The sequence below is a fragment of the Erwinia sp. TECH1 genome, from assembly GCF_054057575.1.
In genome coordinates this window covers 3,004,897-3,024,027 of record NZ_JBSRZK010000001.1, presented here as the reverse complement: position 1 = coordinate 3,024,027, position 19,131 = coordinate 3,004,897, and the positions used below count along the sequence as shown (strand labels likewise).

Below are 19,131 nucleotides of genomic sequence, written 5' to 3'. Positions count from 1 at the left end.
GGAAGCGCCAGCACCTGTTTCCCCCCTGTGGGCCTCGATGGCGCCGCTAACGCATAACCTTGCCAGCGCCCGATTCTGTCTGTATCGCCTGGCGCCGCTCTCATTTATTTTTTAACAGAGAAGAATAACTTATGACCCAATCGACAGTTCTTATTACCGGCGCTTCTACAGGGATTGGTGCTGTATACGCGGAACGGTTCGCCTCACGGGGCCACAACCTTGTGCTGGTCGCTCGCGACAAGACAAAACTGGATAGCCTTGCAGAACGTTTGCGTCATGAAAGGGGGATTTCCGTCGACGTTCTGCCTGCCGATCTCACCCAGGCAGAGGATTTAACGGCTGTCGAAGCTCGTCTGCGTGATGACGCGCGGATCGGTATTCTTATCAATAACGCGGGCGTCGGCCAGTCGGGTAACTTTATCGGCCAGCAGCCTGATGCGATCGAGCGGCTTATCGCGCTTAACATAACGGCGCTGACGCGACTGGCGAGAGCGGCAGCGGCACGCTTTGTTGAAGCTGGTGAAGGCGCAATCGTCAACATCGGCTCCGTTGTCGGCCTGGCCCCTGAATTTGGCATGTCGGTTTATGGCGCGACCAAAGCCTTTGTTCTCTTTTTATCGCAGGGGATGGATCACGAGCTCTCTTCCAAAGGCATTTACGTGCAGGCGGTGCTTCCTGCCGGAACCTATACGGAAATCTGGCAGCGGACAGGCATTGATACCCGCACTTTGCCCCAAATGATGGAAGTGGGCGAGCTGGTCGATGCCGCGCTGGTTGGCTTTGACCGTCGGGAACTTGTCACCATTCCGCCTTTACATAATGCGGCACGCTGGGATGCCCTTGATGCTGCCCGTCAGGCTCTGATGGCGGATATCAGACAGGCGGAAGCGGCGGAGCGATATAAAGCGCTTTAGCCAAAGCGAGGGAGCCAGCAGGACGAGGCAATATCCCTTGAGTTGTTTTGTCGGCGCAGGGTCTTTTTCTTTTCACGGAAAAGCCGTGCGCCGGCGAAATTACCCGGCAAAGCCGAAATAGCCTTAGCTTGATAAGAAAGAATATTTTCGCAACCGGCTGTTGCAGGTAAATAATAAATGAATAAAACGATGAAAGCCTTCACGTTTAAACGCTATGGCAAACATCCTGAGCTGGGGTTCGAAAAAGTCGATTATCCAGCGATCAACGCCAATGAAATTCTGGTAAAAATTTACGCGGTGGGGCTGAACCCCATTGATAATATGATCCCCACTGGAATATTTAAGCCGGTTCTGCATTTTAAACTTCCGGGAGTATTGGGGAGCGACTTGTCTGGCGTAGTTATGCGGTGGGCAAGCAGGTCACTCGCTTCAGGCCAGGCGATGAAGTTTTTGCCAGCCTGTTCGACAGTGGAACAGGCTCTCTTGCCGAATTTGCAGCCGTGCCTGAAAGTGCAGCCGCCTTAAAACCCGCAAATCTCGATTTCGTGCAGGCGGCGTCGCTGCCGATGGTAAGCCTCACGGCCTGGCAGGCGCTGACGGAGCGGGGCAGACTGCGGCCGGGCCAGAAGATTTTCATTCCGGCAGGCTCGGGAGGCATTGGCACCTTTGCTATCCAGCTGGCTAAGCACCTGGGCGCCACGACGGCCACGACTACCAGCACGGCTAACGTCGGGTGGGTTAGTCAGCTTGGCGCCGATAAAGTGATAGATTATAAACAAGAAAAGTTTGAAAACGTTTTAAGCAGCTACGATGTCGTTCTGGGCACCCTCAAAGGCGATACGATTGAAAAATCCGTGCAGATCCTTAAGCCTGGAGGACAGATTATTTCTCTCGTCGGGCCTTTAGATGCCGCCTTCGCACGGGACAGAGGGGTAAACTTTTTTCTGACTTTTGTGATGAAAATGATGAGCCGAAAAATCACGCGCCTCACCAAAAAACGACGTCTGACCTATTCTTTTCTTTTTGTTCGCCCGGAGGGGGAGCAGCTGACCCAAATTGGCAAGCTAATAGAGGCTGAACAAATCAAACCAACGATCGACAAAGTATTTTCCTTTGCTGAAACAAAGAAGGCGCTGGCCTGGCTTGGCCAGGGACATGCAAAAGGGAAGGTGGTGGTTACGATGCAGGCGCCTTCAGATACCGAACCAGCGGCCGGTCGTTAAAGAATGAACAAGGGCCGCCGCCAGTCCATTCCCTTCGCGCAGAATACCTGACGGCACAAACGCAAAAAGCCCGCTTAAATTTCTTTAAGCGGGCTTCTCTAATCTGGCTCCTCTGACTGGACTCGAACCAGTGACATACGGATTAACAGTCCGCCGTTCTACCGACTGAACTACAGAGGAATTGTTGGAACGGGCGCATAATATCCAGAGGGCAGAGGGATGTCAAAGCCTGATTGCACCTTTTTAACCGGCTGCTGAATAAATCAGCATTTTGTTGAAATTTCCTCAGGTTAGAAGGTGTTCCTCATCGCTGTTCTTTGCGGAATGCTCCGCAGGTCTCTGACAAATGGCAACAAGCATAACAGCCGTTTACGTCAGAATAATTACGTTTATTTCATTTCGTGGTTGCCGCCTCTTATTTTGAAATATGCATTCCATGCACGCGCTTCGCTCACCGGCAAGGAACAAGAATGGAAAAGGTCAGAGTTGGACTGATTGGTAGCGGCTATATCGGACGCTGCCACGCAATTGCTTATGCACAGGTTTCCACCGTTTTTTCGTTAAAGGGGGGAAATGGTGGCGGAAGTGAACCTTGAGGTGGCGAAACCGCGGGCTGCATTGCTGGGGTTCAAACGGTCAACAGGCGACTGGCGTGAACGGGTTGCCGAGCCTGAGAGAGATGGGGTGGATATTTGCGCGCCCAACTGCCTGCACAAGGAGATGGCGCTGGAAGCGATTCGCCACGGTAAGCACGTCTTCTCAGAAAAACCGCTGGCGCTGATGTGGCTGATGCCGAAGAGATGACCCGGGCAGCAGAGGCGGCAGGAGTAAAAATGCTGGTGGGAGGGACAGGTAAAGCCACAATACCGGGTGAAATATGATCTTTACAGACGAGGGGCGGGTAAAGCCCCAATATCGAATGAGACAGGCTCTGTTCAGCAACAGATCATGACGCATTACTCAGTAGATAACCTTCAACTGTCATTTGTGAGGCGCTGTAAGCCTTGTGGTAGTCGTTGAAAGAGTGCAGCTTTCCATCGCTTATCACTAAAAAGCGTTTGCAGACCTTTTCAATAAGACTACGATCGTGCGAGACCAGAAGCACAGTGCCGTTAAACTCTGCTAACTGACGTTCAAGGGCCTCTTTACCTGAAATATCCAGATGGTTAGTGGGCTCATCCAGCAAAAGCAGATGACTGTTGATAAGGGATATACCTGCAAATAATAATCTTGCTCTTTCTCCCCCACTCAATGTTCTGACTTTACTCTGCAGACGTTCCCAGGGGAATCCGGCTTTAAGTAACGCCTGCTTCAGCTGCTCATTATTGGCATTCACGCGCGACGTACTGCAGAAACTGAATAATGCATTCATCATATCCAGCTCGCTATCCACGCCATTTTGCAGCTGATCGTAATAGGCCATCACCGTCGAGTCATGCAGCGTAATGGCCCGATCCCGTTCCAGATAACTCTTCCAGATAAGCTGCAGCAGAGTCGACTTACCCATGCCATTGGCACCGATTAAAGCAATTTTTTCTCCTGGCTGAATCAACAGCTCATCTATTGCGTACAGGATTGTAGTCTGCCCTGGCGCTCTGACCATGACCTCATTGCAAAACAGGAGTCGTTTTGCCGGCAGCATTTGTCCGGGAAAGGAGAGATTCCAGGGATAAGGCTCTGGTAAAGTATTTTGCTCAAGCTTGAGTTTGTCGACACGTTTGAACATGGACTGCGCTTTTCTTGCCGAGCTTTTACTGTGCTGCTCTTTACCCCACACCGCCAGCTGACGCGCGCTGGCTTCAATGCGCTCAATTTCGTTTGCCTGATCCTGATATTGCTGCTGGCAGGCAAGATCGCTTTGTTCGTGCTGCACTAAAGCTTGCGTGCAGGGGAGTCGATATTGATGCACGCCGCCATTAGCGATAATCCAGGTACTGTTGGTGACAGTATCAAGCATGCGGGTATCATGGGAAACCAGAATTAAGCTTCCACGCCAGTCTGCTAAAAAGGTTTCAAGCCAGATTAACGTCGGCAAATCAAGATGGTTTGAAGGCTCATCAAGTAAAAGAACATTGGGAGCAGAGAGCTGCGCTCTACCCAGTAACAGGCGCGTCTGCTGGCCACCGCTAAGTTCTGAACACGGCGTGTCACGCTGGGTAAGCCCCATACCAATATTTTCAAGAATAACTTCAGCGCGCCAGCTTTCACTTATGCGCTCATCAGTTTCTAAAACATCAAGAAGAGCCTCTTCTGGCGTCAAAGATAATAAGTGCTCTGGAAAACGCTGTTCCACCAGATAATAACGTAACGATTTGGCGTGAGTAACCTGGCCTGAACTCGGCTCCAGCTTCTTAGTCAACAGCTGTAGCAGGGTAGACTTACCGGCACCGTTGAATCCAACTAAGCCCACCTTTTCAGCGGAGTTTAATGAAAGAGAGACATCGCTAAACAACAGATGGGTTGTATTATGGTAACTCAACTGATTAGTTGAGAGGAAAACTTGTTCTTTACGATTCACGAAGATCCCCTTTACGATAAAAAAGCACAATCACAATGCCCGCTAGCGCAAGAACCGACTGAGTCAGGTAAACCCCCTGCGAGGATAAGCCATTCCCTTCTTTTGCCATAAGAAGATACATGGCAAGAATAAGTATTCCCGACAGACCGTTAAAAGTAGCCTGAAGTCTCCCCTGATACTCAGGCTCACAGTGAAGTTGTGAAAGAGATATCGACAGGGCCCAGCTGGAAATCCCAAAACCAATAAGGAAATAAACCGGGAATACCAAAATAACAGCATCATTTACAGAGAGAATATATAAACCGCCAGCCATGACCAATAAAAGCAAGGCCAGCGTTTTCCTGATGCTGGTTTTTTTACAAAGCACAGGTGATAAAAAGCCGCCGGCCAAAACTCCCAGCGAATAGAGCGCTTCATAAAGGGCAAATACTCGTGTGCTCGCATGCAGCACTTCACGAGTATAAGGAACTAAAATAATAGGAATAGTCATCAAAAGAACCATTATTATCATCTGGCTCATATAAGGCATAAAAAGCGCAGGCTTACTTTTAAAGTATCTCAGCGAAGAGGTATAGCTATACCACCAGCCTTCACTTTGTTTATTTGCGCTTTCTGCCGTTGCTACCGTACGCATGGCAAGGTTGAAAAGGCCGGCGATAATAAAAAGTATACCACCGATAAGCAGCGTGCCTTTGATGCCTGCTACAGCCAGTATGAAGCCACTTAAACCCATTCCCATAATAGTGCCGAATTCGTAAACCATATCAATGGTCGCATTAGCGCTAACAAGCTCCTTTTCAGGCACGATACTTTGAATAAAAGGCACCGCGGAAGGCATGTAAAATGAGATAAACACCCCAAGCAGAGAGCACAAAATCATCAGATCTGGCTCAATATTCATTTCCCACATCAGGACCCATGCAACGATAACCATCCCCCTGACCAGATTTGAGATAATGATTTGTGCTTTACGATTGTAACGATCGGCAAGCAGGCCAAATAAAGGGGCGAAAAGGATACTGGGCATCCAGATGCAAAACATCATTATCGCCACGCCTTTAACAGAGTTGGTTTTGTTATAGGCCAGCCAGGAAAGCGCAATATAATTTAATCCGTTGCCAAAAGTGGCAAAAAGGCCGCTCACGGTGAAAAACAAAAAATTCTTGTTTTCAAACAGTGCCAGCCGTTCCTTTACTTCTGCTCTAAACATTCTCTTACCCCAATGACCGGAATCCATTACACAACCAGTTAATTCTGTCGCCGAAATAGCCACGTTTTTTCGCTGCTGACTGCACTCTTTGTATCAAGGCCGGCATTTGAGAGATGGCATCATCCAAAAAGGCGGTCATATTGTACAGATTTACTGTACTATGAATGAAGGTCACCGAGCATTCAATCGTTTTTGCCTGATGCCACCAGTGCGCAGGAAAGTAAAGAAAATCACCGGGATGAAGCACTACGCACTCAAAAGGAATACCCAACGCTTCGAGCTCGTATGTGCTGTAAAATTTACCCTCTTCAAGCGCATACTGCGGTGCCACTAACGTAAATTCTTTTACGCCCTGCAACTGTCCGACAATGCCGTTCACGCTGAGCATATCCTGATGCATGCTGGTGACTGTTTCAGGCGCAGACATCAAAATCCAGGGTGCAAGAACCAGCTCGCCTACTAACGATTTCTCAATATTATTTAATGTAATGGCTTTGGGCACGGTGAAACTGTCGTTAAGTGATTTTGCGTGGGAAAGATGTGGCTGCCATGACCAGTTACCCATGCCTTTAACGCCAGATTGAATACGCTTGATATAATCACTTACCGTAATTTCCACTCTGCCCGATTTATTTATTCCTTCCTCAATAAATATCTTATCGCTACCGTAATTTTTCTCAATAAAAGAAAAATTGCCCTGCGTAAACAATGGCCAGTGAAAACAATACTCATGAATAAGAAAACATGTACCTGTCAAATCATTAATGCGGCAGTTTTCCAAAAATGCTTGCTCATTTTTAAATAATTGCACTGGCTGCATCCTCTTTCTGAAATTGAGATAAGACCAAACACATTTCTTCTGCTATGCTACTGCCTTGTGCCGTAAGGAAATTCTTATGGTCAAACTGCGCCAGTGTCTCCTGCAATAACAGCGATGCTTTGTTAATATTGACGGCGGCAGACTGCTTATGTGCTCCTGGGAAGGTAAGGTTTCGCATATAAAAAATAATGCGAGTTAAAACAAATGCAGCATGAAAGACCCCGTTGGCAGGACGGGGTTGATCACGAAAAGGACTTTTCAGGTAAGTTCCTGTCGATACAAGGGGATCGAGCAGTTGCTTAATATAGAGTTCAATATGAGACATCTCGTGAATAATATTTTCGACATAATCAGATAGCGTCCAGTCTTCTTTAGGCGAGATAACAATAAGACCTAAAAAAAGCACGGAACTGGTTGCTACAAGTGAGTCGCAACTGACAACAACAACACGACCAATAAGATTCCTCAAGGTATAATCCATCACGGCACTGTTGGTAGAGAGCAATTCAATCGCTGCCAGAATATTTTCTCTGTAACTGTTCATTGCAGAGTAATGTATTGCCGAGAATTTTTCATTTTGACGTTGCATTTCCGCAGCAACTGATTTCAGAACTGCCTGATAATCGTCACGATTGGCTGCCTGATAGCAAACAACCTTTTCGGGCCAGGGAGCGTAGGCGTGGTTTTCTGTAAGGAAATTAAGAATGGTTTGTTTTTTATTACAGGCAACAAATTGACGCCAGAGTGTACACTCTTGTTCAACAACTTCCCGGTTTAAATATATGGAAAAAATATCTCTTTTAGTTATTGTCATAGCTTATTTCCCCCATTGTAATCATGCTGACAGGATTATATATTTTTCTCACATTAATCAAGTCGGGTTTGCTAAAAGGATAAAAAAGGCTGGTAATATTGTTAGCCAATATTGCACTCAGCAGTAAATTAGTGGATGCGATAGATCCTGTTATAGGTTTTGTTACTGCGTGTGAACTCTTCTGCAAAAGGCTAAGGAATTCGGTTTTGGCCGCTTCAGTGGTTAACAGAGGGCCTGCTGTAATAGTATCGTATCCTGCAGATCCAAAGATAACCGGGACTTTGTGGCGCATAGCATATTCAACGATGTAGAGGGATGACTTAATGGCAGGCGTATCGATAGCGGATACCAGTAAATTAACATCATCAGGGAGACAATGCAGATCTTCTGAGCAGGTAATTTTACGCTCGTATAAAGAAACGTTGACCTCAGCATTTATTCTGAGCAATTTATCTTTTAAGCACTGCACCTTGCTTTTGCCAATATCGGCAGAATCATAAGCAAACTGGCGGTTCAGATTACTTATCTGAACTTTATCATAGTCGATCAGCGTGAATTTTTTGATCCCCGATGAGGCCAGACACAGCCCTACATTTGATCCTGTTCCACCGCATCCAATCAGGGCTATATGGATATCATTCTTGAAGCTAAACGGTGAGTGTAACGTTCCTAAATGAAAATTAAGGAAATCATAGGTTTTCTCTAAAACGGTGCCACTATATTTATTTTCCGACAGTACCAGCAAATTCAAGCTGCACATTGTTTTATAAAGTGCATAGCAGCAATCATCTTTAAGCCACGACTGTAATTCTGTCTCGTCCAGGCCTGTTTCAAGCCTGGTTAAAAAATATTCCACCTCAGGCCCAATAATGTCGGTCATCTGGTAATTTTTTTTACCCAAAAATATGATTTTATCATCGGATCTTATGATCGAGGCATTCAGTTTAATTTTCACTCACGGTTTCCTTTATGAGAACCTTACGTCCCGGAGCATATAAGGTGTTTTCCAGAATTGAACTGTGACAAAAAAAACCAGTGGGAAAGATAAATAACGGAAGGCTAAGACACTGCTCCCGCAAATAAAAATCAATAGCTTTGAATATTTCTGGTTGTTGAGATGATAGCGCTTCAGTAAAAAGCAAGGAATACAGCTTTTTTATTTTCTCAAATTTTACATGACTCGTAGATACATGACTCAAATCAGATCGAATGATTTGTACAGGATTTCGCTGAGGAATTTTACGAATTTCAAAGCGTAAATGGGATTCGGAACGCCAGTAGCCATATTTGTCCTGATGTTTGCGGACCTCAATATTAAAGCAAGAGAGTTGTTCAGCAATATCTTCAAGAATTTCATCATTTGGATAGAAATCTTCGTAAGATATGTCGATAACAAAGCTGTTTTTTGAGTAGGTGATAGTATCCCTGAGCGGATGATAAGAACCATCAAAATACACAGACATCCATGACGTAACCGGCTTTAATATATTGTCGTAACGTGCCGCAATTGAGCTGCGATTAATTTTACAAGTTAAAATTTCTTTGACGTAGTCTGGCAGTTTATCAAATTTTCTTCCGGGAGAAAGTATCATCATTAAGTTCCCTTCAGCAGCCACAAAATTTTGCTTAGCCGTGAAGGTACGGTAATTTTTCAGGTTAACGGCAGTGTTGCAACTGACATGCACTTTACCGTCAAAAAAGGCCTCGCCGTTCGGATCTTTTTCAACCAGAAGATAATTGATTTTTTCCACATTAGGCAGGTGCTTATCAAGTGTAAAATATTTATTAGCAACCAGCTGATAAACGTTATCCTGTTTTTTCAAAAGAATATAAGGTCCGGCAGAAACGTCATCACTATGCTCGTGTTTGGGAGAGAAATTCAATAAAGATAAATACTGAATAATAAAGGGGTCATACCATGAGGTTTGAATAGTGAAGCTGTGGTCATTATGGATTTCTGTTTCTGAACCCAGTTTCGCTACAGATGCAAGGATCTTATTATAACGATTATTCTCATCATAACAGATATGTCTGATCGCCCCGCACATAATCCGCAGCTTTCACGTTATCGCCATTACTCCAGAATAAATCTTTTCTGATAGTTATTCTGAGGGAGTCAGCCGTCTGTTGGAAGGATTCGGCACCTAAGAGCTCGACTTCGCCCTTTTCCAAAGAGAATAACGGGAGCGCAAGCTTGCTGTAAATTTGCTCTCCGCTGTAATCACAGATCGACCAGATATCTTCTTTATAAGGGAAAACATCAACAGCGATATTTAAATTATTCATGATATTCAGGCCGTTTACCTAAGCGGTTGTCTTAATCATCTCTTCATACATTTTTTGTTTTCTAAGCAAGATCTCTATTTTTTCTTTAGTGTAAGAGACCTCCTCTATAATAGAATTCCTGACTTCATCCGATATTTTTAATTTATTTTCTGTAAGCACTTCGAGGTAATCATTGAAAGCAATGTCACTCTCATTTGAATCTCGGGAGATATAGGAGTGATAATTTTTATAAAATCTTATGGCATGCTGTCTGGAGGTAAAACCACCTGTCACCATGATATTATCCGTGTCATTACGGATTTCATGTACCCATCCAGTCGGCACGTAGAGAATAGTCCCGGGAGTAAGAGTGAATTCAACGATCTCAACGTTCAATTCATCCAGATGTGCTACGACTTCCTCATTAAATAATGAAGTCCCCATTTCAATATGGTGACGATGAAGTGGAGATATAGCGCGGAATGTTTTTTGACCTTCAATCATCATTAACCATGCGCTGGTTGAAAAACAGTCAATGTGAAGATCGCAATTTATTCCTTTTTTTCCAAAAAACACCCATCGTCTGCGGAATTGCATTCTTTTTGGCAAACGATCGATGAAATCATCCGGGTGGAATTTTGGAAAAAAGATATCTTCGTCCAGCTCAGGCAAGCTTTTTTGATAACTCCAGCCTGTCATATAGGGGCATTGCTCGCCATTTTTCATCAGATCAATGTATTCTGATATTGAAATCTTTCTGGTGATGTTTGCCGGATCCTCTAAGTTATCACTTACCTGACATAATATCTCGCTACAGCGCGCTTTAAAAAATTCAAAACTCCATTTTTTATAGGCAGGCATGTCGCTGTTCAAATTTGCATACTGCACGGGCTGGGTCTTATTGAAAAATGTTTCTTCAAACTGGTGGTTTTCAACACTTGCGACATCTTCAACATGTGGCCGGAATACGCTCATAGAGAATTCTCACGATAAGTTATAAATTTAAGTTCTGGGGTTGCCCCCAGAACCCGACGATCTTATTAGCAGCGGTGAGTTGCTAATAACAGTTCGTTATCCAGTTCAATCTCAGCCAGCTGTACATTTTCAATTTTGAATTCAACATCAAAATCTTGAGTCTCAGTTGGAGATACATAAGAACGAAACTCTTTGCTTTCGAAATCATTCATGGTTATTGCTCCTGTAATTTGACTTGGATTGTTGTTAAACAAAAATGTAAACGCAGTGATCTTTAATTAATGTAAGGAAAATTAAGTAAATGTCACCGGAGATTTAAAAGTAATGTAATTTGATAATTTTATGTTAATACATTTTTATGTAAGTGTGAGTGCTATCACAATAAATCATTGATTATTGATTAGTAAAACTGGAGTGTATCTTTTATGGAGAGAATGTGCTCTTTTCAACTAATTGATAATTATGTTGTTTTTTGTTGGTCAAGATTTTATTTTTCTTCTGAACTGCTAAAGGTGTAGAAATGTTGAATTGTTACAGTTCATAATTTCTTATGGTTATATATTAACCTTTTTGAGATTTTCATCTCGATTATTGACGATTTTCCATAAGAAAAAGCGATGGCGTTCAGGTATGAAACCTGAGCGAGAGAAAGAAAAGGCCCATAGCTTGCAGCGAAAACTATTGCAGCGTCCACCCTGGATCGGCATACACCCAATCTTGCAAAAGCACGAATGATCCTGCGTAAGATTGCTGCAACCCTTAGCCGGTTGCACACTCCGCCTGTTACAGGAATGAGCCCAACCTGTGTCGTAATCTATTGGCTGACCAGTAAATTTTTTACTCAGAAGAGGTTGGGTTCAGGCGCACTTACGCAGGCGCAAAGCGCCGATCACCGATGCTGTATTCAGAAACGCTTTGCCTTGCCATAGCCCCCGGGATCGGCGGCTGCAGCCTGTTCATATTTTTCAATAGTTCGTCGGGTACTGGATAGGGATGAGGCAGACATGACGTCAAAAGGTTTCGCCGCCCGGGCGGGATCGTCAGTGAAGCGGGTACTGGGATCTTTCGCCAGCGAGCGTACGTCATAACGTCCGGGTTCCTTCGCCCGCGCACTTTCTACCATATGTTTGACAAATTTTTTCCCCACTGGCGGATAGGTAGTCGAGGTTAATATATCCTCGATCTCCGCCATTGGCATGGTACGTACATGGCGCAGCGCCCACTGGGCGTGCGGATCGGGGCGGGGATCGTTTCGCTGCTGGATAACGTCAAGCCTGCCCGGATCGAGCCTGCTGTTCTCCAGCGTGGTCACAATCGGCAGATGTTGCCAGGCATCAAGCACTACCGGATCTTCCTGACGTTTGTCTCCTAACAGCACCAGGACGTGGTCATTATTGTAGAGAGTATTAAACACGGGCTTATTGGCTCCTCTGGCCGCCACTTGCGTGTAGGCCAGATCGGCAAATTCCTGACAGTGTCCTCCTTGCACTCTCAGGGCGCTGTGTCCACTCGCATAAGCACGATCCAGGCCTGTCGCCGCGTCAGGAAACCGTTGTGTAAAGCGTTCACTGGCTTCATGACTAAAGCGGTCTGCAGCGCGCACGGCCATGATACCGCGCATCGCACTCTCTCCCTGATCGGCAACGAGCGGCAACCACTGATTACCACCACGCCCTAATTGCGTACGCACTTCCTGTTGGACTTGCGCCGCCAGATCCATGCTTTGCAGCGTCTGTGGTGAAACCACCCTGACCTGATGCTGAAAGGGGCCGGATGCCTGCATTTGTGTCGCGCTGAGGCTCTGATGAGCGGGCTGGCTCTGCTGGGTCTGGCGGCTGCTGCCAGAAGAAAATATACGCATCATAATCCGACTCCGACTTCATCAGGAAGGTGCTGGCTGATAATGCCCAGACGCTGTCCCAGCGTATGAGTATAAAAAGCCATATTTTCGTACAGGGCAATCAGGGCCTGAGGATCTGCCGTGTTCATCGGCAAACGCGACCATATCACCAGCTCGTCACTGTTTGCCGAAGCCGCCAGCACAATGGGAGGGAAATCTTCGTTCATCAAATTTGCCTGTAGAAGTTCCCAGAGAAGCTCAGTGGTGATGTCATTAGCCGTCCTGAAAGGAAGCAGGCAGCTAAAGGTGATGTGGTTACCGGGATAATGCAAAAGCCGCAGCGATAAATCTGACCACATCACTAACTCAAAGGCTTCTTCATCGCCCCGCATCTCAGGCGTTAGCTTGAGGTAATTGAACAAGGGAATAAGAGCACTATTAAAGGTTGTTGACATAAATCCTCCTTTTTATTTGTCTCAGGTAGCAAACCGGCACGGCAAGGGCAGCCCGATCCGACTTCACTGCAAAGTAAGAAAGAGTAAGTGAACAGAAAAACCGCCTGGTTCCTTAAGCTGTGGAACAATAGCGAGCAGATGTGATGAGGTTAAAAGAGTAGCGTTGATAAAGGGGCATGACACCAATCGGCTAACGAGAGAATGCTTAACCTTGGGCGGCAGCGCCATGCAGTCAGCACTTTACCGGCACCCTTTTGGCACGGCACCCTGCTGAGCCAGGGCGCAGAGTGTTTATCCGAAGCACTGCGTAATCAGGGCGAGACCAGGATCGATGAAAACGCAACGCCGACAGATAAAGAGTAAAAGGCAGAACAAGGTCGATAAGCAAGAAGCCCGCTTAAGTTTCCTTAAGCGGGCTTCTCTAATCTGGCTCCTCTGACTGGACTCGAACCAGTGACATACGGATTAACAGTCCGCCGTTCTACCGACTGAACTACAGAGGAATTGTTGAAACGGGGCGAATTATAACGAGGACGCAGCAGACTATCAAAGGGGAAGTGTGATTTTTGGATGCGACTGATTCAAATATAGGCAAAAAAATAAGTTCACCGCTTGGGGCGCCAAAAATGAATAAAAAAACACAGCGCCTGGCTAAAGAACAAGCGTTATGACAAAATTCCCTGTGAAGGTTTATCTTTAAGCTCCGAAATAAGGTTAATAATTAACGTTATTAAGGCCATAGAAAACGGCCCTGCGGTATAGGCTTATCCTTTTTTTATAAGGATCACCAAATGGCTGCCGTTTCAACTGAAACAATTAGTGGCGCTATCATTTCAGGTATAGAAAAAGCGCATAAAGATTATCGTCAAATGTCCGGCGGATACTGGGTCTGGACGGCTGCGGAATATATGCTCACTACCTATATTGCCAAAGCGCTAAGCGACATGCCGGGCGCTAAATTCGTGACGCTTGAAAGCAATGGGCTTAGCTCAATGGATCACGCGGGCGCGATAGCGCCGGGGCCAAAGCCGGTTAAGGCGCGTTTGAGCGGCCGTTTCGATCTCCTGCTGTGGTGGGGAAAAGCCCAGCCGCGAGCGGTAATCGAAGTCAAAAACCAGCCGGGCGGCCCGTCGGGCTGGTATCACGATATTGAAAGGATAACCTCAGTGCTTTCTATTAACCGCGACGCCTCATCCATAAAATTTGGCGTATTTGCTTACTATTATTCGGCAGCGGATGGCGAATTGCTCAGCGGGGCGCAGAAAGTGCTTAATAAATTCGAACGCGTAGAAACCTATGTCAGCGAGAATATCTCCGATCGTTATCGGGTCGAACAGATTATTTCCGATATCCATGATGAAGGCAGCGAGGGCGCCTGGGGTGCCGCCTGTTTAATTATCAGACCTTGCTGAAAAAACGCAGCGCGTAAAAAGGCGGCGCAGCTAAGGTGCCAACCTCAGGGTTGTCTAAAATTGATAAATCACTATGTAGCAGAACGGGTTTTCGGTGAGCTGCTTTGGTTTTTTGCCGCCGAACTTAAATCAACGCGTTAGATACGCACTGCCGACGGTGTGATGTTTATCAATAAGGTGACCGCATGACGCAACCGACTGCTATCCTGCCGACATTATTGCGTCGCTGAAAAAAGGGAGAGGTCGCTGGCGGCCGTTTCCCGTAACGGTGGGCTGGCGTCCTCCACGCTGTCCAACGCTCTTAACCAGCTCTGGCCCACGGCGAAAAGCTGATAGCGGAAGTGCTGGGCCTGCGCCTGAAAAAACGGGCCTTCGCGCTATCACTGATAACCCTCCGGCGCAGCCTGAATACGGAAGATATGCCGCATTTTGTTTATCCGATTCGTAATAAATCTTTGCACCGAAAAAACAGTTTTCTATTATCGGCCCTCTTTGTCGCGCATCAAGCTCCTCTCTGCATGGCATGCTTTAGGATCTGAAAGAAACGCCTGATATATCAGAATGCTTGCCGTTTTACCGGCAATGCCGCTTTGAAAACTACCGGCTCTGTCCTTCGATGGGTTAAGGCTTTCTTACGCTAAGGAAATCACAATGAATCTGATGAATAATTGTGCATCGCCTGCCCTGGATGTTATATTAAAATATAATATCCGGAGGTGCTCTATGTATACCACTCGCCTGAAAAAGGTCGGCGGATCCGTCATGTTGGCGGTTCCTCCTGCCGTGTTGAAAACGCTGGCGCTGTCGACGGACAGCGAAGTAGGTATGACCATTGATAATGGCTGCCTGATTATTGAACCCCAAAAACGGCCCCGTTATTCGCTTGAGGAGCTGCTGGCGCAGTGTGATCCGCACGCCGAAATGAGCGAAGAGGATCGTGAATGGATTGATGCGCCTGCGATGGGCAAGGAGATCCTGTAAATGGACAGAGGGGAAATCTGGCTTGTTTCACTGGATCCGATTGCCGGCCACGAGCAAAGTGGACAACGTCCGGTACTGATCGTATCGAAGGCATCGTTTAACAAGCTGACCCGGCTACCCGTTATTGTTCCCGTTACCCACGGCGGAAACTTTGCTCGAACAGCCGGTTTTACCGTTTCACTGGACGAGGCGGGAACAAAAACGACGGGCGTGATCCGCTGCGACCAGCCCAGAACCATTGATATGGCGGCCCGAAATGGTAAGCGGCTGGAACGTATACCTGACGTCGTTGTGAATGAAGTGCTGGCCCGCCTGGAGGCCATGTTGAGCTAATGTTTTTTAGGCCACCTGAACGAGGGCGCTGTCACATACAGCGCCCTCGTTTTTGCGAGGCTTGCGAATATGCATCCAGAGCAAGGGAAGATCCTTTCGGTTAAAGCGATATTTGAAATACCAGAGGTTTTAACCGCCTGAATCGACAAGCAAATACAGGAGATGAGAATCGGTCAGCGTAAAGGGATTTTCAGAAGGCTTAAAGCTGTGGATTTTAGTGACGTTCAGAAACACTGGGCGGTCACTCCATAGTAAAACTGAAATGACCCCAAATCTTGCCCAATGCAGAGGGGCAATGAAAATGCATTGGGTAGGTTTTCACGCTAGCTTGTTGAATCTAAATAATATAAAGATTCGTGAAGATGCATGACAACATAAATATGGCTCCTCTGACTGGACTCGAACCAGTGACATACGGATTAACAGTCCGCCGTTCTACCGACTGAACTACAGAGGAATCGGTTTCGATGGGGCGCATAGTAACGGCCGCGTCCGGGCGTGTCAAAGGTCGAATGCCATTTTGCCGCGCGTTCGGCCGCAAAATCAGCAACCCGCTCTGTTTCTCGCCCGTTCGGGCAAAATTCAATCTCTTGCGCCAGATCGCACTTTACGGCGAATGCCTTGCTGATGTTAGAGGTGTGTCAAAATTTTGTTGTTTGCCGTTTTTAAAACGTGCGTTTCGGTGCTTTTATGTAAAAAGTTTCAAAAATGTTAATTATGGAATAATTGCACTGATCAGTCAGTCGGCCGCTATATGTCGAAGCGATAAAGACTGAAAAACTAAATTAAGCTTTTGATAAATATTGTTAATAACCAGGAGCAATCTGACTAAGACATTGCTTTTTCACCACTTAAAAATGTTATCCAGGCACCGGTGAAGTTGTGTGAATGTAAAAAATATCTTTCATTCGAGGTCCAGCCAGCCGCACAAGCTAATCACATAAGGGCTCTATCATGAAAAAATTCGTTGCAGGGTTACTGTTAGTCTGTTCGCTGCCTGCTGTCGCGCTGGCAAAAGATCTCCAGATGGGTGTCTCAATGGCGCTGTTTGACGACAACTTCCTCACCATCGTTCGCAATTCTATGCAAAAAGAACTTCAAAAAGAAAACGTTAAAGGGCAGGTAGAAGATGCCAAAAACGATGTTTCCCAGCAGCTACAGCAGGTGCAGAACTTTATCGGGCAGGGCGTGGACGCCATTATCGTCAATCCGGTCGACACCAACGCGGTTAAACCGATTATGGATCAGGCCAGCAAGGCGGGCATCCCGCTGATTTTTATTAACCGCCGTCCCGCAGCCGAACTGACGGGCAAAATGGCCTATGTTGGCTCCAACTCGCAGCTGGCGGGGCGTTTGCAGATGGAAGCGCTGGCTAAACAAATGAATTACAAAGGCAACGTCGCCATCCTGTTAGGCGATCTGGCCAATGAATCGACGCGTGAACGTACCAAAGGCGTGAAAGAGATTGTTGCGAAATATCCTGGTTTAAAAATCGTTCAGGAGCAGACCGCGAAGTTTATGCGTAACGATGCGGTAGATGTGGTCAGCAACTGGCTCACCGCTGGCGACGATATTCAGGCGATCGCTGCCAATAATGACGAAATGGCGATTGGCGCGCTTCAGGCGCTGGGAAAAAACAGCGACCACGTGCTGGTGGCGGGGGTTGACGGCACGCCGGACGCGCTGCAAATGATCAAAAACGGCAAAATGGTCGCTACCGTTTTTCAGGACGCAAAAGGCCAGGGCGAGGGGGCGGTACAGGCGGCGGTGAAGCTGGCAAAAGGTGAAAACGTGGAATCGAACGTCGATATCCCTTTCCAGCTGATCACCAAAGAAAACATGGCGAAGTTTACCAGCCTGAACCAGAAATAGCCGGGGTGCATCATGACCGCATATGCGCTTGAAGCCGAAGGCATCAGCAAGTTTTTTCCTGGCGTAAAGGCACTGAACAACGTCTCTTTACGGGTCAGGCCCGGCAGCGTACACGCGCTGATGGGCGAAAACGGCGCGGGAAAATCCACGCTGATGAAATGCCTGATAGGAATTTATCGCCCGGATGAAGGCTTAATCCGCGTCAGGGGCGAGGCGGTAGCGTTTCAGGACACGCTGGGCGCGCTGCGCGCAGGCATTTCGATGATCCACCAGGAGCTTAACCTGGTGCCTCATATGACAGTGGCGGAAAACATCTGGCTGGGCCGCGAGCCGATGAAATATGGCTTTGTCGATCACGGCAGCCTTCATCGCCAGACCCGCGAGTTGTTAAGCAAGCTGAACATTCTCCTTGCGCCGGACGATCTGGTGGGCGATTTGAGCATCGCCTCACAGCAAATGGTAGAGATCGCTAAAGCCGTATCCTGGAATGCGGATGTGGTGATCATGGATGAGCCAACCTCCGCGCTGACTGAAACCGAGGTTTCGCATCTTTTCGCTATCATTCGCGATCTCAGAGAGCAGGGTAAAGCCATCATCTATATCAGCCACAAAATGGATGAAATCTTTACGATTACCGATGAGGTCAGCGTATTTCGCGACGGTGCCTGGGTCGGTAGCAGCGCGACGGCGGACTATACGCGGCAGTCGCTGATTACCCAGATGGTCGGGCGCGAGCTGACCCAGCTTTTTCCCAAGTTCAACACGGCCATTGGCGAAGAGGTGCTGACGGTACGTCATTTACAGCGTAAAGGCGTGTTTGATGACATCAGCTTCGGCGTGCGCCGTGGTGAAATTCTGGGCGTGGCGGGGCTGGTCGGCGCGGGCCGCAGCGAGGTGATGGAAAGCCTGTTTGGCATGACCAGCCCCGACGGCGGCGAAATTCTGATAGACGGCGTGCCGGTAAAAATAGATTCGCCTGCCACGGCGATAGAAAAGGGGCTGGCTTTTCTTACTGAAGATCGGAAAAAGTCCGGGCTGTTTCTGGTGCTGTCGGTGATGGAAAACATGAGCATCGTCAATATGCCGGAATACAGCAGCCGCGCGGGCTTTGTCAGCCATATCCAGATGGCGAAGGACTGCATGGAGCAGATCCGTCGGCTGAACATCAAAACGCCCACTATGGATCAAATCATCAATAACCTCAGCGGCGGCAACCAGCAAAAGGTGCTGATCGCCCGCTGGCTGCTGGCACAGCCCAAAGTCCTGATTCTGGACGAGCCGACGCGCGGTATCGACGTGGGCGCGAAAGCGGAAATTTACCGGCTAATCAGCGAGCTGGCGAATCGCGGCGTCGCCATCATCATGGTTTCTTCTGAACTGCCGGAAATACTCGGCATGAGCGATCGGGTGATGGTCATGCACGGCGGCCGCATCACCGGCATCCTCAATAAAGAAGAGGCCGATCAGGAATCCATTTTGTCACTGGCGTCTGAATAAGG

At 47.3% G+C, this 19,131-nt stretch carries 17 protein-coding genes, 3 tRNA genes and 3 pseudogenes; 9 read left to right on the top strand and 14 right to left on the bottom strand.

What is annotated here, in order from left to right; translation table 11 throughout:
* Nucleotides 1–131 precede the first annotated feature (131 nt).
* Both ACVWZ0_RS14285 and ACVWZ0_RS14280 read left to right on the top strand, forming a co-directional pair.
* The gene (locus ACVWZ0_RS14285) at nt 132–914 is read left to right on the top strand and encodes an SDR family NAD(P)-dependent oxidoreductase (protein ID WP_253460305.1); all 783 of its coding nucleotides are present in this window, start codon (nt 132–134) and stop codon (nt 912–914) included.
* Nucleotides 915–1,103: 189 nt separating this feature from the next.
* Nucleotides 1,104–2,137 (top strand): annotated as a pseudogene (locus ACVWZ0_RS14280) (NADP-dependent oxidoreductase).
* Between the two features lie 104 nt (nt 2,138–2,241).
* Here the strand turns inward: ACVWZ0_RS14280 and ACVWZ0_RS14275 are convergent.
* Nucleotides 2,242–2,317, bottom strand: a tRNA-Asn gene (locus ACVWZ0_RS14275).
* A gap of 290 nt (nt 2,318–2,607) precedes the next feature.
* Between ACVWZ0_RS14275 and ACVWZ0_RS14270 the strand changes: the two are divergent.
* A pseudogene (locus ACVWZ0_RS14270) lies at nt 2,608–2,982 on the top strand (Gfo/Idh/MocA family protein); the annotation flags it as partial.
* 101 nt (nt 2,983–3,083) lie between these two features.
* On the opposite strand, the gene ACVWZ0_RS14265 reads toward ACVWZ0_RS14270, so the two are convergent.
* The 12 genes from ACVWZ0_RS14265 to ACVWZ0_RS14210 form a co-directional block, all read right to left on the bottom strand.
* On the bottom strand, nt 3,084–4,655 hold the full coding sequence (locus tag ACVWZ0_RS14265; RefSeq protein WP_253460308.1) for an ABC-F family ATP-binding cassette domain-containing protein: 1,572 nt from the start codon (nt 4,653–4,655) through the stop codon (nt 3,084–3,086).
* Nucleotides 4,645–5,892, bottom strand: a complete 1,248-nt coding sequence (locus ACVWZ0_RS14260) for an MFS transporter (protein ID WP_253460311.1) — start codon at nt 5,890–5,892, stop codon at nt 4,645–4,647. Before ACVWZ0_RS14260 ends, ACVWZ0_RS14265 begins: the two co-directional genes overlap by 11 nt.
* On the bottom strand, nt 5,870–6,676 hold the full coding sequence (locus ACVWZ0_RS14255) for a JmjC domain-containing protein (RefSeq protein WP_253460314.1): 807 nt from the start codon (nt 6,674–6,676) through the stop codon (nt 5,870–5,872). Before ACVWZ0_RS14255 ends, ACVWZ0_RS14260 begins: the two co-directional genes overlap by 23 nt.
* Nucleotides 6,663–7,499 (bottom strand): aKG-HExxH-type peptide beta-hydroxylase, encoded by an 837-nt coding sequence (locus ACVWZ0_RS14250; protein ID WP_253460317.1) that lies wholly within the window; start codon nt 7,497–7,499, stop codon nt 6,663–6,665. The genes ACVWZ0_RS14255 and ACVWZ0_RS14250 overlap by 14 nt, the downstream gene beginning before the upstream one ends.
* Entirely contained in the window at nt 7,486–8,454 is a 969-nt protein-coding gene (locus tag ACVWZ0_RS14245; RefSeq protein ID WP_253460320.1) for a ThiF family adenylyltransferase, read from the bottom strand. Before ACVWZ0_RS14245 ends, ACVWZ0_RS14250 begins: the two co-directional genes overlap by 14 nt.
* Entirely contained in the window at nt 8,444–9,547 is a 1,104-nt protein-coding gene (locus ACVWZ0_RS14240) for a hypothetical protein (protein WP_456784246.1), read from the bottom strand. The genes ACVWZ0_RS14245 and ACVWZ0_RS14240 overlap by 11 nt, the downstream gene beginning before the upstream one ends.
* The gene (locus ACVWZ0_RS14235) at nt 9,516–9,785 is read right to left on the bottom strand and encodes a hypothetical protein (protein WP_456784244.1); all 270 of its coding nucleotides are present in this window, start codon (nt 9,783–9,785) and stop codon (nt 9,516–9,518) included. Before ACVWZ0_RS14235 ends, ACVWZ0_RS14240 begins: the two co-directional genes overlap by 32 nt.
* 18 nt (nt 9,786–9,803) lie before the next feature.
* On the bottom strand, nt 9,804–10,739 hold the full coding sequence (locus ACVWZ0_RS14230) for a cupin-like domain-containing protein (protein ID WP_253460326.1): 936 nt from the start codon (nt 10,737–10,739) through the stop codon (nt 9,804–9,806).
* A 65-nt stretch (nt 10,740–10,804) separates the two neighbouring features.
* The gene (locus tag ACVWZ0_RS14225) at nt 10,805–10,951 is read right to left on the bottom strand and encodes a hypothetical protein (RefSeq protein WP_153810780.1); all 147 of its coding nucleotides are present in this window, start codon (nt 10,949–10,951) and stop codon (nt 10,805–10,807) included.
* A 692-nt stretch (nt 10,952–11,643) separates the two neighbouring features.
* On the bottom strand, nt 11,644–12,603 hold the full coding sequence (locus ACVWZ0_RS14220; RefSeq protein ID WP_253460330.1) for a hypothetical protein: 960 nt from the start codon (nt 12,601–12,603) through the stop codon (nt 11,644–11,646).
* On the bottom strand, nt 12,600–13,034 hold the full coding sequence (locus ACVWZ0_RS14215) for a CesT family type III secretion system chaperone (RefSeq protein ID WP_253460333.1): 435 nt from the start codon (nt 13,032–13,034) through the stop codon (nt 12,600–12,602). Before ACVWZ0_RS14215 ends, ACVWZ0_RS14220 begins: the two co-directional genes overlap by 4 nt.
* A gap of 427 nt (nt 13,035–13,461) precedes the next feature.
* Nucleotides 13,462–13,537, bottom strand: a tRNA-Asn gene (locus ACVWZ0_RS14210).
* A gap of 288 nt (nt 13,538–13,825) precedes the next feature.
* On the opposite strand from ACVWZ0_RS14210, the gene ACVWZ0_RS14205 reads away from it, so the two are divergent.
* The 4 genes and pseudogenes from ACVWZ0_RS14205 to ACVWZ0_RS14190 all read left to right on the top strand — a co-directional run bounded on the left by ACVWZ0_RS14205 (nt 13,826) and on the right by ACVWZ0_RS14190 (nt 15,760).
* Nucleotides 13,826–14,446 carry a hypothetical protein gene (locus tag ACVWZ0_RS14205; protein WP_253460336.1) on the top strand — a complete coding sequence of 207 codons (621 nt, stop codon included), beginning with the start codon at nt 13,826–13,828 and terminating at the stop codon, nt 14,444–14,446.
* A gap of 214 nt (nt 14,447–14,660) precedes the next feature.
* Nucleotides 14,661–14,833, top strand: a pseudogene (locus ACVWZ0_RS14200) (helix-turn-helix domain-containing protein).
* Between the two features lie 336 nt (nt 14,834–15,169).
* Nucleotides 15,170–15,427, top strand: coding sequence for an AbrB/MazE/SpoVT family DNA-binding domain-containing protein (locus ACVWZ0_RS14195; RefSeq protein ID WP_253460339.1), 258 nt, complete (start codon nt 15,170–15,172; stop codon nt 15,425–15,427).
* Entirely contained in the window at nt 15,428–15,760 is a 333-nt protein-coding gene (locus ACVWZ0_RS14190) for a type II toxin-antitoxin system PemK/MazF family toxin (protein WP_253460342.1), read from the top strand.
* Nucleotides 15,761–16,141: 381 nt separating this feature from the next.
* Here ACVWZ0_RS14190 and ACVWZ0_RS14185 read toward each other — a convergent pair.
* A tRNA-Asn gene (locus ACVWZ0_RS14185) sits at nt 16,142–16,217 on the bottom strand.
* A 497-nt stretch (nt 16,218–16,714) separates the two neighbouring features.
* Here ACVWZ0_RS14185 and ACVWZ0_RS14180 point away from each other — a divergent pair.
* Nucleotides 16,715–17,632 carry a sugar ABC transporter substrate-binding protein gene (locus tag ACVWZ0_RS14180; RefSeq protein WP_253460345.1) on the top strand — a complete coding sequence of 306 codons (918 nt, stop codon included), beginning with the start codon at nt 16,715–16,717 and terminating at the stop codon, nt 17,630–17,632.
* 12 nt (nt 17,633–17,644) lie between these two features.
* On the top strand, nt 17,645–19,129 hold the full coding sequence (locus ACVWZ0_RS14175; RefSeq protein ID WP_253460348.1) for a sugar ABC transporter ATP-binding protein: 1,485 nt from the start codon (nt 17,645–17,647) through the stop codon (nt 19,127–19,129).
* Nucleotides 19,130–19,131: the final 2 nt, after the last annotated feature.

Coding starts and splice junctions, on each gene's coding strand:
- ACVWZ0_RS14285 (WP_253460305.1), top strand. CDS start 132: ATGACCCAATCGACAGTTCTTATTACCGGCGCTTCTACAGGGATTGGT.
- ACVWZ0_RS14260 (WP_253460311.1), bottom strand. CDS start 5,892: ATGGATTCCGGTCATTGGGGTAAGAGAATGTTTAGAGCAGAAGTAAAG.
- ACVWZ0_RS14250 (WP_253460317.1), bottom strand. CDS start 7,499: ATGACAATAACTAAAAGAGATATTTTTTCCATATATTTAAACCGGGAA.
- ACVWZ0_RS14240 (WP_456784246.1), bottom strand. CDS start 9,547: ATGTGCGGGGCGATCAGACATATCTGTTATGATGAGAATAATCGTTAT.
- ACVWZ0_RS14235 (WP_456784244.1), bottom strand. CDS start 9,785: ATGAATAATTTAAATATCGCTGTTGATGTTTTCCCTTATAAAGAAGAT.
- ACVWZ0_RS14230 (WP_253460326.1), bottom strand. CDS start 10,739: ATGAGCGTATTCCGGCCACATGTTGAAGATGTCGCAAGTGTTGAAAAC.
- ACVWZ0_RS14225 (WP_153810780.1), bottom strand. CDS start 10,951: ATGAATGATTTCGAAAGCAAAGAGTTTCGTTCTTATGTATCTCCAACT.
- ACVWZ0_RS14220 (WP_253460330.1), bottom strand. CDS start 12,603: ATGATGCGTATATTTTCTTCTGGCAGCAGCCGCCAGACCCAGCAGAGC.
- ACVWZ0_RS14215 (WP_253460333.1), bottom strand. CDS start 13,034: ATGTCAACAACCTTTAATAGTGCTCTTATTCCCTTGTTCAATTACCTC.
- ACVWZ0_RS14205 (WP_253460336.1), top strand. CDS start 13,826: ATGGCTGCCGTTTCAACTGAAACAATTAGTGGCGCTATCATTTCAGGT.
- ACVWZ0_RS14195 (WP_253460339.1), top strand. CDS start 15,170: ATGTATACCACTCGCCTGAAAAAGGTCGGCGGATCCGTCATGTTGGCG.
- ACVWZ0_RS14190 (WP_253460342.1), top strand. CDS start 15,428: ATGGACAGAGGGGAAATCTGGCTTGTTTCACTGGATCCGATTGCCGGC.
- ACVWZ0_RS14180 (WP_253460345.1), top strand. CDS start 16,715: ATGAAAAAATTCGTTGCAGGGTTACTGTTAGTCTGTTCGCTGCCTGCT.
- ACVWZ0_RS14175 (WP_253460348.1), top strand. CDS start 17,645: ATGACCGCATATGCGCTTGAAGCCGAAGGCATCAGCAAGTTTTTTCCT.